Here is an 11,469-nt window from a genome sequence, read left to right on the forward strand (position 1 = left end):
GGGAATTCTGCAAAGAAATTTGGCCGGGGCGGGCGTTTGCGCGCCCGCCCCGGCCAACATGAACCGCTAGGCGGACCGCCTGAAAGGCGGTTGCCGAGCGGTGGTGCTCATCGCTCAGAAGCGATAGCGAGCACCGATCAGGTAGCGACGGCCGGTCTGCATTGCTGACACCACCTGGTCTTTCGTGCGACCGTGCTGGCGGATATAGCCATCGTTCAGATTCAGCAGGTCGGCCTGCAGCGTCAGGTTCTTGCCGATCTTGAAGCCGATGGAGGCATCCACCTGGCCATACGCTTCGGTGTAAACCGGGTTGTTACCGCCGCCATCGCTACGGCGTGCAAGGAACTCATCACGCCAGTTGTAGGCAGCGCGAATCGACCACACGTCGTTTTCGTAGAAGCCCACCAAGTTCGCGGAATCGCTGATGCCGAGCAATGGAGATTGCTGCGCATTGCTGTCCGTGTTGTTGTTGAACTTCAGGCCACTCTTCACCATGGTGTAGTTGCCCGAAACACCGAAGCCACTGTTGCCGAACATGTGCTGGAAGTTGAATTCCAGGCCCTTGATGTTGTCGCCGGCGGCGTTGGCGAAGCTGGTGATGTTGAACTGCAGCGGCTGTGTACCCGGAACCGAGCCAAGGATGTTGCCCTGGACCAAAGCGGCATTCGTGACCGTGACACCGGGCTGGCCGGCGTAGTTGTCGAAAATGAACTTCCGGATCAGGTCCGGCCTGTCGGCCGGAATGCCGGAGGCCAGTGCAGCTTGGTGATACGTGCCGCTTGCCGGCTGGTTCAAGCCCGTGAAAGTCTGCTGAACGACAGTCGAGGTAATGAAGTCGCTCACCTTCTTGTAGAAGGCACCGAGCGCCAGATAAGACGACTTGGCGTAGTAGTACTCAGCCGAAAGATCCAGATTCTTGGACTTCAGCGGCTTCAAAGCCGGATCGCCAGCCGAACCAGACCCCGGGACGTTATAGCGAGCCGAGTCGGCGTTCAGCGCCGTGCCGCCGAGCATCTGGTCGAAGCCAGGTCGACCGATGTTCACACCGTAGCTTGCACGCACCTTGAGGTTGTCGGCCAGATCAGCATCCCAGTCGATGCTCGGGAGCCAATACGAGTACTTGCCCGACTTGGTTCCGAAGGTGCTGGTGCCACCCGTCAGCCTCACTTCATTTTGGGCATACCAATCTGTGCCGGTGTAGGCAGTGACTTGAGAGGACGATTCGACCTTGGTACTTTCGTACCGCATGCCAACCGACAGGTTCATCGGAATGGCCGTGTCGAAGGAGTGATCCCACTGTCCGTATGCCGATGTGGACTTTTCCGTCGTCCGCCAGTCGCTGGCACCAGGTTGGCTGAAGTCGGTCGGGGCCGCGAAATAGGCTTCAGCGACGGCCTGCGACATCGGCACATTACCCGTGCTCGACGAGCCGAACTGCATCGCATTGGCGACCGCCTGCTTGCGCTGAGCCTCGAAATCCTGCGCAAAGAACGTCGGGAACAGACGCGGATCGTCGTGACCCGGGATGCGGTTAAACAAGCTGCCCAGACCATACTGACCCACGGCCAGGTTCTTGAACCCGCCCGCAGGGCCGATGCCGCTCCAGTCGCCGTGGAAATTGTTGGCGCTGGCGGCGCGGTTTTTGAGCTTGGTGAAACCCAGGCCGACAATCAGCTTGTCGTCGGTGCCCAGGCGATAGGTTCCGCGCAGTTGACCTTGGTCGACGGTTTGATCAGACAGGTTGTTGTAGAACTGCGAACCCGTCACATTCGTCTTGGCAGGGTCGTAGACCATGCCCTTCGACTCCATGATCGGCAGGTCTTTGTCGTAGTAGGCGGTCGTATTGCCTTGGGTGAACAGCGCCAGCGACATGGTCGCGTAAGTGCCGTACGGGCTGTCCGGAGTGGTCTTGGACTTGGATGAGTGCACATCCAGATCGAAGCTCAGGGCGTCGTTGACCTTCCAGGCCGCATTGAAGCCGGTGGAGTTCAGCTTGGTCTTCTGAGCGAACTGGCCGGCGTTCAAGCTGTAGTCGTGCGTGCCGTCCCAGGTGGCGGTCTGGATGATGGGGGTTGCGACCGGGCCCGATGTGAACGTATTTGGCGGAGCGCCGTTCAGAGCGCCAGAGAACGACGGGCCGAACCAGGCCGAGTTCTCGAGGTTCTTCGACTTGACGGTATTGACAGCCATCGTGTGATCGACTGTGAACTTCAGGTCCTTCGTCGGCGCGAACTGCAACACCGCCTGGCCGTTCAGGCGCTCACGATCCAGAGCGGTCACCGAATAACGCATGTCATTGGTGTGCGTGTAGAAGCCGCTAGTTGGGAAGTTCTTCAGGTTGCTCGCCGGCACGCCCGCGAAAGCGCCACCAGTGGCGTTGTATGCCTCAGAAAGCCAGCCGTTCTGGGTGTACGCGTTGTTGGAGCCCGAGCTGCGCTTGGAGTAGCTACCGCTGATCGCGATGCCGAGCGTCCGGTTGCCGAAGGTGTCGCTGTAGATGCCGGAGATTTCGGGCGTGGCCTTGTCGCCCTTGATCTCGTCGGGCAGGCGGGAGACGGACCCGTCGTAGTTGGCCTTGATGCCGATGCTGGCGACGCGCTCGCGCATGTCGAGCGGACGAGCCGTCTTGACATTGATCGTGGCACCGATGCCGCCCGTGGGCGATTCGGCGCGCGCGGTCTTGTAGACCTCAAGAGCCGAGATCGAATCCGACGAGAGATTCGCGAAGTCGAACGCTCGGGAGCCGCTGGCGCCGTTGTTCAACTGGTTGATGACCGACGTGGGCATCTGGCGGCCATTCAGCAGCACCATGTTGAAGTCAGGGCCGACACCGCGAACGGTGACGCGCGAACCTTCGCCGCTGGCGTTGCGGTCGATCGACACACCGGCGATGCGCTGCATCGATTCGGCGAGGTTGGTGTCGGGAAACTTGCCGATGTCTTCAGCAACGATGCCGTCAACCAAGCCGCGCGATTCGCGCTTCAACGTGACAGCGCTGTCAAGTGCCCTGCGGATGCCCGTGACGACAACAGTCTCCAGCGATGTCGCCGCAGCAGTCGTTGAACCGGCTTCCTGCGCCTGCACAGCGGCCGTGCCAGTGAGCAGTGCGATCGTCGACGCCCAAGCGACCGGATGGAGTCGGCCAGGCGTGCGTGCCCTGTGACGCGCGGTGGAAATCTGGGAATGCTTCATTTGTCTCCTTACTTGCTCTGACGGCTCTGTTCGAGCCGAGTGACGAACTTTTATGGTGGGGTTGCCGCAATGTTAGCGATACCAACTTGTTCTAAAAACCACCCCACAACATCGACCTAACTGTATTTTTCGACGGGCGCCTTTTGATCTAGGGTTTACGCCCGCAAGCTGTGACATTTGCGCAACCGCCACAACTAGGCGCCCAGCCCTGTAGAACCGTCGGCGCAGCCCTCCACCGGCCGAGCCATACGACGCCACTGGTAGCGGTCTCACAAACGTTGCTTTCGGTCGAAAAATCGGCGCCAAACCGAAATTGACAACGTTGTCTATGTTAAGCGATTCGGCGTTTAGATTCAACACTTAGTCCTCTGTGGTTTTCCCGCACACGGTGCGGTGCGCACCAACAACGCTTCGCCACTGGCGCTCGTGGTGCGCGCAGCTGAAAGGCTTCGGACAGAGTGGCCGCTCCCGGCGGCCCACTGAACCGCGCAGCGGATCCGCACGTGCGATAGCCTTGCTGCAGCGTTGCGTAGAAACAAACGTCTCGTGTCGGCCGAGGGACCCACACGGCGACCTTCACGTGCCGCGTCCGTACTTCCGAAGGAGCCACGCGACCGCTGCCGAGACGCCCGCGACGCGCGCCTTCGTACAAGGACCAGCCACGGATTCCATATCAAGAAAGCCCGCGCGCCTCCCCGCTTGCTCCCCCGCCTCACAGACGAATTGCCGCTGCACGCACGGCCCAGCGGTGAGGCGTCTCCAGGAAGAAACTGCTAGAGTCACATTCAGGTAACTTGGTTACCTTTTCTGCCAGTGCATCTTTCTCGGACGCCCCGCCATGCCCTCACGAGCCGCCCCCGCCCGCCCCGAATTCGACAAGAAGGGCGACAAGAACGAGCCCCTGCTCGCCGACATCCGGCTGCTGGGACGCATTCTTGGCGACGTCATCCGCGAGCAAGAGGGCCGCACGGCTTACGAATTGGTCGAGCGCATCCGGCAGCTGTCGGTGGCCTACCGTCACAAACACGACAAGGAAGCAGGCAAACGCTTCGACAAGCTGTTGAAAGGTCTGTCGGGCGAGCAAGCGGTCAGCGTCATCCGCGCTTTCAGCTACTTCTCGCACCTGGCCAACATCGCCGAAGACCGCCATCACATCCGCCGCCGCGATGTGCACGAGCGCGCCGGCAGCTTGCAGCCCGGATCGCTCGCCTATTGCCTGGAGCACCTGCATCAGGCCGGCATCCGCCCGACGGAGATTGCCGAAGTCCTGCAGCGGGGCTTCATTTCGCCAGTGCTGACGGCTCACCCGACCGAAGTGCAACGCAAGAGCATCTTGGACGCCGAGCGCGCCGTCGCCGGCCTGCTAGAAGCGCGGGACCGCGCCAACACGGAGCGTGAGCTGCGAGACACCGAAGCCCTGCTGCGCGCCCGCATCACCCAGCTCTGGCAGACGCGCATGCTGCGCTACTCCAAGCTGACGGTGGCCGACGAGATCGAGAACGCGCTGTCCTACTACCAGTCAACCTTCCTGCGCCAGATTCCCAAGCTGTACGCCGAGCTGGAGGAGCACCTGCCCGGCGAGACGCTGCCGAGCTTCCTGCGCATGGGCCACTGGATCGGTGGCGACCGCGACGGCAATCCCAATGTCGGTGCCGCCACGCTGAAGCGCGCGATGCAGCGCCAGAGCGAAGTGGCGCTGCGCCACTACCTCACCGAACTGCACGAACTGGGCGCCGAGCTCTCCATCTCGCTGCGCCTGACCGGGGTGTCGCCGGCCATGCAGGCCCTGGCCGAGCGCAGCCCCGACCAGAACGCACACCGACTCGACGAGCCCTACCGCCGCGCGCTGACCGGCATGTACGCGCGCTTGGCCGCCACGCTGCATGCGCTGACCGGCACCGAGGCGCTGCGCCACGCCATCGCGCCCCAGGACCCCTACGGCTCACCCGACGATCTGCTGACCGACCTGCGCACCATCGAGGCATCTTTGAAGAGCCATCACGCCGAGGCCTTGATCGCGCCGCGCCTGAGCCCGCTGATTCGCGCGGTGCAGGTTTTTGGCTTCCACCTTGCGACGCTGGACCTGCGCCAGAGCAGCGACCAGCACGAACTGGTGCTGGCCGAACTGCTGGCCACCGCGCGCATCGAGGCCGACTACTCGGCGCTCGACGAAGCCGCCAAGCGCACGCTGCTGCTGAAGCTGCTCAACGATGCCCGCCCGCTGCGCGTCATTGGCGCCAGCTACACCGACAAGACGCTCTTCGAACTCGCCACCTTCGAGGCCGCCCGCGAGGCGCTGGCCCGCTTCGGCCGCGAGGCCCTGCGCCACTACATCATTTCGCACACCGAGTCGGTGAGCGACCTGCTCGAAGTCGCCCTGCTGCTGAAGGAGACCGGCCTGCTCCGCGGCGTGCTGTCCGAGTACGCAGTCAGCGACCTCATCATCGTGCCGCTGTTCGAGACCATCGGCGACCTGCGCGTCGCGCCGGACATCATGCGCGAGTTCTACGCCCTGCCCGGCGTGCGCGGCCTCATCGACCGCAGCGGCGGCGAGCAGGACATCATGCTGGGCTACTCGGACAGCAACAAGGACGGTGGCATGTTCACGTCGTCCTGGGAGCTGTACCGCGCCGAGATCGCGCTGGTCGAGCTGTTCGATGAACTCAAGCGCGTCGGCCCCATCACGCTGCGCCTTTTCCACGGCCGCGGCGGCACGGTCGGCCGCGGCGGCGGCCCCAGCTACCAGGCCATCCTGGCCCAGCCCCCGGGCACCGTGAACGGCCAGATCCGCCTGACCGAGCAAGGCGAGGTCATCGCCTCCAAGTACGCCCACCCCGAGATCGGCCGGCGCAACCTGGAGACACTGGTGGCCGCCACGCTGGAAGCCACCCTGCTGCACCCGACCCAGAGCGCGCCCAGGGGCTTCCTGCAGGCCGCACAGGCGCTTTCCGACGCCAGCTTCAAGGCCTACCGCGGCCTGGTCTACGGCACGCCCGGCTTTGCCGACTACTTCTTCGCGTCCACGCCCATCCGCGAGATTGCCGAGCTCAACATCGGCTCACGCCCGGCCTCACGCAAAGCCACTCGCGCCATCGAAGACCTGCGCGCCATCCCCTGGGGCTTCTCCTGGGGCCAGGCCCGCGTGGCGCTGCCAGGTTGGTGCGGCTTCGGCTCGGGCGTCGAGGCCTTCCTCGGCGAGGAGCCGGCCCAGCGCGCCAAGAACCTGGCCCTGCTCAAGCGCATGCTCAAGGGCTGGCCCTTCTTCCGCGCCGTGCTGAGCAACCTCGACATGGTGCTGGCCAAGACCGACCTGGCCCTGGCCGAGCGCTATGTCGAGCTGGTCGAAGACAAGAAGCTCGGCAAGCGCATCTTCACGGCCATCAGCGCCGAGTTCGAGCGCACGCAAGCCGCGCTGAGCCTCATCACCGGCGACGACAAGCGCCTGGCGGCTAACCCGTCGCTGGCCCGCTCCATCGAGCACCGCTTCCCCTACATCGACCCGCTCAACCACCTGCAGGTCGAGCTGATGAGGCGCTATCGCCGCATCTCGGCGGACGACCCGGCGATGGAGCGCGTGCAGCGCGGCATCCACCTGTCCATCAACGGTATTGCGGCCGGCCTGCGCAACACCGGCTGACCGCGTCATCCCTTGCTGAAGGCGCCTTAGCGCTGCAGCTCCAGCATGTCGCCGTTGATGCGCACGCGGTCGCCGACGCGGAAGTTCGGCGGCTCGGCATAGACCACCGTGCGCTGCTGGCCATCGTGCATGCGCACCACGACCTCGTACTGCGTGCGCTCGTTGTGGCGCTTCTGGATCTCACGGCCCAGCAGCGCGCCGCCCACCGCCCCGGCCACACCTGCGGCGGTGCGGCCATCGCCCTTGCCGAACTGACTGCCGACCACCGCACCCAGCACGCCGCCGGCCACCGTGCCCAGCACGCGGCCCTCGCCGTCCACCGTGACCTGGTTGATGGCCTGCACCGTGGCGCAGTCATAGCAGGCAGCCTCCGCGCGGCGCGAGGTCAGGTTCACCCCCGCATAGGCATTGGGCACGCTGCTGCGCACAGTGCGGTCGCCGATACGCAGCTGGGCCACCAGCGGCTGCTGCGTGTCCACCCAGGATCGCTGCGGCAGCACATAGGTGCCGACGTATTCACCGCGGCGCACTTCATCCAGCACGACGTTGCGGGATTCGCTGCCCTGCAGCAGCACCGACGCATGTCCGCCCGGCGTGCCACGCACCGTGTAGCGCAGCGCCTCGGCGCGGCCGCGGCCGGCTTCGCGCGCGACGGCAACGGACTCGATTTCAGGCGCCAACGCCGTGTCGCCCGGCACTGGCCAGCCGACCTGCAGCGCCTCGCCCAGCAGCGCCGTCGTCACGCGGTTGTTGCGGCGCAGATTGGCATGCACGCGCGAATCCTGCCCGATTCGATCCGAGCGGCCGATCACATAGCTGCCCTGGTAGCGGCCCGGTTGAACTTCGTCGAGACGCACGGTGCGTCGACTGCCGTCGATCTGCAACAGCACCGTCGCACCGGCCGTACCCCATACGGTGAAGTTCAACTCGGCGCCCGGCTCAAGCCGGTCGACTTGTTCGACATCAAAACCAGTCACGCGCAACGGCGCGTTGGCCACACGGCTGTTGCTCTGGGCTTCAACCGTGGCCGACCACATGGGTGCGCCCACCGCGAGCGCGCAGGCCAGCGCCGTCGCAGAAAAATGCATCGCTTGTTTCATACGCGCTCCTTGGATTCGGGAACACCAGCCTATGGGTCAAGCGGCTGTGGGGGCATCGGCTGGCGGCCCGGCCAGGGGTAGGCAGCAACCTACAGGCGTCAACGACCGCGCGGGGGCAGCCGCAACGATTGAAACAAAGCGACGGTGCCTTGCAGCGCGCTTGAAACGCGGCCCTCGGAGGATGCCTGCCACACCCAGGAGACCTCCATGCCCTACCCGCACGCCGCCCCCCCCGTCGTCTGCCTGCACTCCAGCGCGGCCAGCGGTCGCCAGTGGCGGCGCCTCATGGCCGACGGCGGCGCGGCATGGCAATGGCACGCGCCTGACCTCTACGGCCATGGCGGCCGGCCCGATTGGCCGGAGCTGATGCCCAGCCAGTTGGGCGTTGAAGCGAACGGTGTGCTGGCCGGCCTGCCGTTCGGTGCCGAGCAGGACTTCCACCTGGTCGGGCACAGCTATGGCGGTGCGGTCGCCCTGCAGATTGCGCTGCAGCAGCCGCAACGCGTGCTGTCACTGACGCTCTACGAACCCGTCGCCTTTGGCCTGCTGCCCAGCCCCGGTGCCGACGAGCCGGCATGGTCGGAGATCACCGAAGTCGCCACCACGCTGGCCGACGCCTTGGACCGTGGCGACGACTTCGGCGCCGCACGTGGCTTCTGCGCCTACTGGCAGGGTCGCGATGTCTGGCCCGAGATGGACGTCGGCCAGCAACTGCGCGTGGCCGAGGCCATGCCAACGGTGCGGCGCCATTTCGAGTCGCTGATGTCGGCTCGCTGGACCGACAGCCAGCTTGACCTGCTGCGCATGCCCGTGGAGTTGATCTGCGGCAGCGCGACGCGAGCCAGCGCCCGGCGCGTGGCACAAACCCTCACGGCAAGGCTGCCACGCGTGACGCTGCAGATGCTGGAGGGCGCCGGGCATATGGCGCCAATGACCGAAGCGGGGCGTGTCAATGCGTTGATCCTGCAGAGCCTGGGCGCGATGCAGCGCGTGCCCGCAGGCTGAGTTCAGCCGCCCGTGGCCGGCGCCGAGGCCGGCCTGTGCGCGGGCAGCGGGTCCAGCACGCTGCGCCTCTCGCGCTCGCGCCAGCGGGTCGACAGCGCGGCTTGGTCCGCGCGCGCCTCGGGCATCCCGGCGCGCAGCCTGTCCCATTCCGTCAGCGACAGGTGGTCCTGCTGCATCCTGCGCATCTCGGGCTGCCAGCCACAGCGCGACTCGGTCGACTGCTGCACCAGCCGCTCGGCAGCGCGAATCGCCGCGCCGCTGCTCCACTCGCTGACCGCCTCGTACTCAAGCGCCTGCGCCTCCCACTGCTGCCGCAGCGCCGGCCGTGCGGCCACCAGCGACCGCGCGATGCCGAGGCCGAATGCACGGTTCAAGAGATCGTCCTGTCGCCAAAGCAGCCTGGCCACCGCCTCGCACTGCGAAGCCGTCCCCGGTTCCATGAGACCGCCCCTGCAGAGGTCGAGGACCGGCCTCATCATGGACATCGGCCAGGCTCCCGCGATGCCTTCCAGCAGCTGGATCTCGGCCTCGTTCTGAAGGCCCGGTGTGTCGGTCTGCGGCAGGCTCTGCAATAGGGCCAGCAACTCACGCTGGTAGTTCCGCGAGAACTGCGCCTCTTGCGCCAGCCGATCCAGCACATACGACGCGTGGGTTTGCCGAGCGGCGCCCGCCGCGCCGGACACCATCGCCAGCCAGGCCTGCAGATTGGCCGGCTCCAGCCGCGACCACTGCGACGCCTCGATGTTGATGCAGGCGTCGCCAGCGCATGGGCGCAGCAGCGCCAGCGCCGTCACCATCGGGTCGCCAGACGTCCGAGCCCGGGCCTGCAGGCGGGCGCGGGCGGCGGTCGACGCGTCCCCGACCTTGCCGCCTTCGAGATAGTCAGCCACGGCCAGGGAGCGCACATCGCCGCGCTGCACCAGCGCCGCCACCCAACGGCGCCGCACCTCGGCCTCGGCCTCCTCCATCAAGCGGCCCGCCACCGTCTCGCGCAGCTCGGCGACCTCATCCCCGCCGACTGTTCCCGTGCTGGCGGCTGCCTTGTCGAACACCGCCTGGATCTGCCGGTCGTGCTCGGCGGCGCCAAAGCCGCACCAGTCCGCCTTCATGCGCTGTGCCAGCTCGGCGCGGGGATTGGGCGGCGGGACGTCGGTCGTGATGTGCCGCTGGGGATGCGGTGCAGTCGACGCCGCCGGGGCCGCCACTGCGGGGACGGCCGGCTCTGGTATGCCCCTTTCCGGCGCCGTCGCAGCCTGCGGTCGTGCCCAACGCCAGCCCGCCCATACCAGCAGCAGTGCGAGCACCATGGCGCCCAACCGGCGCGCGCTGCTTCGGCTCATCGTGAAGGGCCCGAGGCCGGCTCGTGCGGCGGCAGCAAGGCCAGCGCCATGGCGAGCTCGCCACTGGCGGCGCGTTTGGTGGAGAGCTGCTTGATCCGCCGCAAGGCCGCGCAGCCCATGCCGACGTCGTTGGTTGCGCGCTCGGCGAATCGACCTTCCGCAGCCTTCAACGTCGCTGCGTCGTACGCCTGCTGCTCGCGCGGCACGCCAACGCGTTCGGCCAGCCGCTGCGCCAGCGTCGCATCGAGAAGGTCGCTGGCATTCGCGAGCGACTGGCGGGCCAGCGCGCGGCAATGCCCCAGCCGCACCGGGTCACGCAATGCGTCGCCTCTGCAGGCACTCGCCGGCGCACCCATGTCGATGCCCGGCATCGCAGCGTCCATGCCGATGACGGCGACCAGCGCCAGCCCGAGTTCGTCGGCATCGGGGATGACGTCCGCCACCGCCGCGGCCTGTGCCTCCAGCAGGAAGGACCCACGCGACAAGCCGGGCCGCGCGGCTGCCTGAGCCAGCGCCGCGTCCGCACCGGCCGCATCCTTGCGCCGCCGCGCTGCTTCCATCATGCGCAGCCAGGGCCGGGCGTCCGACGGGTCCAGCTCGGCCCAACGGCGCGGGTTCAGCCGCGCGCAGTGGGGGACGTCTGCGCTCGCGGCGCCGCAGGCCGTCAGCGCCAACTGGTAGGCCTGCGCGTCGGAACTGCGCTCCGCCAGCATGGCAGCGCCATCGCGGTCCTGCATCAACAGTCGCGCTGCAACCTGCTGCCGATCCGTGCCGGCGGCCAAACGCGCCGCGATCCGCGCAAGGCTGGCGTCCACACGGCGCTGCACCTGCGCCTCGATCTCCTTCGGCCCGGCCTGGCCAGGTGCCGAGCCGGCTTCCACGCGCTGCATGACGGCCTCGCTGATGACGCCCACACCGCAGATCTCCATGCCCTGCGCCAAGGCTGATGCAGCGGTCGCGGGCGCGCGCAGGCGGTCCTGCGTACCCGAAGCAGCGGCAGCCAGGCGAGGCGGAGTGGAGGCTTCGGCGTTCGTGGATGCCGCGGCATCTATCGGCGCCGCAGTCACCGCAGCGGAGACCTCGCCGCCTACAACAAGCGCGCGTTCCCCCAGATGACGCCGGGCCGCGCCGCCCAGGGCTGCCACGGCCAGGACCACGGCAAGACCCATCACCCAGCGCTGGCGGCTCATCCCCA

General features: G+C 66.6%; 6 protein-coding genes. 2 read left to right on the plus strand and 4 right to left on the minus strand.

What is annotated here, in order from left to right:
• Nucleotides 1–114: 114 nt before the first annotated feature.
• The gene (locus ASC81_RS08305) at nt 115–3,192 is read right to left on the minus strand and encodes a TonB-dependent receptor (RefSeq protein ID WP_082536369.1); all 3,078 of its coding nucleotides are present in this window, start codon (nt 3,190–3,192) and stop codon (nt 115–117) included.
• An 838-nt stretch (nt 3,193–4,030) separates the two neighbouring features.
• Here ASC81_RS08305 and ppc point away from each other — a divergent pair.
• Nucleotides 4,031–6,829: a phosphoenolpyruvate carboxylase gene (gene ppc, locus ASC81_RS08310; RefSeq protein WP_056265138.1), complete on the plus strand. Its 2,799-nt coding sequence runs from the start codon at nt 4,031–4,033 to the stop codon at nt 6,827–6,829.
• A 26-nt stretch (nt 6,830–6,855) separates the two neighbouring features.
• Here ppc and ASC81_RS08315 read toward each other — a convergent pair whose 3' ends face one another.
• Complete coding sequence (locus ASC81_RS08315) at nt 6,856–7,929, minus strand: glycine zipper 2TM domain-containing protein (RefSeq protein WP_082536370.1); 1,074 nt, start codon at nt 7,927–7,929, stop codon at nt 6,856–6,858.
• A 207-nt stretch (nt 7,930–8,136) separates the two neighbouring features.
• Between ASC81_RS08315 and ASC81_RS08320 the strand changes: the two genes are divergently transcribed.
• Entirely contained in the window at nt 8,137–8,934 is a 798-nt protein-coding gene (locus ASC81_RS08320) for an alpha/beta fold hydrolase (protein WP_056265143.1), read from the plus strand.
• A gap of 2 nt (nt 8,935–8,936) precedes the next feature.
• On the opposite strand, the gene ASC81_RS08325 is transcribed toward ASC81_RS08320, so the two are convergent.
• Nucleotides 8,937–10,274: a hypothetical protein gene (locus tag ASC81_RS08325; protein WP_156391902.1), complete on the minus strand. Its 1,338-nt coding sequence runs from the start codon at nt 10,272–10,274 to the stop codon at nt 8,937–8,939.
• A complete protein-coding gene (locus ASC81_RS08330; protein ID WP_056265149.1) occupies nt 10,271–11,464 on the minus strand; it encodes a hypothetical protein in 1,194 nt (397 codons plus the stop codon). Before ASC81_RS08330 ends, ASC81_RS08325 begins: the two co-directional genes overlap by 4 nt.
• Nucleotides 11,465–11,469 lie beyond the last annotated feature (5 nt).

The sequence above is a fragment of the Pelomonas sp. Root405 genome (genome assembly GCF_001425165.1).
In the GTDB taxonomy this organism is placed as follows: domain Bacteria; phylum Pseudomonadota; class Gammaproteobacteria; order Burkholderiales; family Burkholderiaceae_C; genus Pelomonas.

What these genes read in the sequence shown, in the direction of transcription:
- ASC81_RS08315 (WP_082536370.1), bottom strand. Translation starts at nt 7,929, where the DNA reads ATGAAACAAGCGATGCATTTTTCTGCGACGGCGCTGGCCTGCGCGCTC.
- ASC81_RS08320 (WP_056265143.1), top strand. Translation starts at nt 8,137, where the DNA reads ATGCCCTACCCGCACGCCGCCCCCCCCGTCGTCTGCCTGCACTCCAGC.
- ASC81_RS08330 (WP_056265149.1), bottom strand. Translation starts at nt 11,464, where the DNA reads ATGAGCCGCCAGCGCTGGGTGATGGGTCTTGCCGTGGTCCTGGCCGTG.
- ASC81_RS08325 (WP_156391902.1), bottom strand. Translation starts at nt 10,274, where the DNA reads ATGAGCCGAAGCAGCGCGCGCCGGTTGGGCGCCATGGTGCTCGCACTG.
- ppc (WP_056265138.1), top strand. Translation starts at nt 4,031, where the DNA reads ATGCCCTCACGAGCCGCCCCCGCCCGCCCCGAATTCGACAAGAAGGGC.
- ASC81_RS08305 (WP_082536369.1), bottom strand. Translation starts at nt 3,192, where the DNA reads ATGAAGCATTCCCAGATTTCCACCGCGCGTCACAGGGCACGCACGCCT.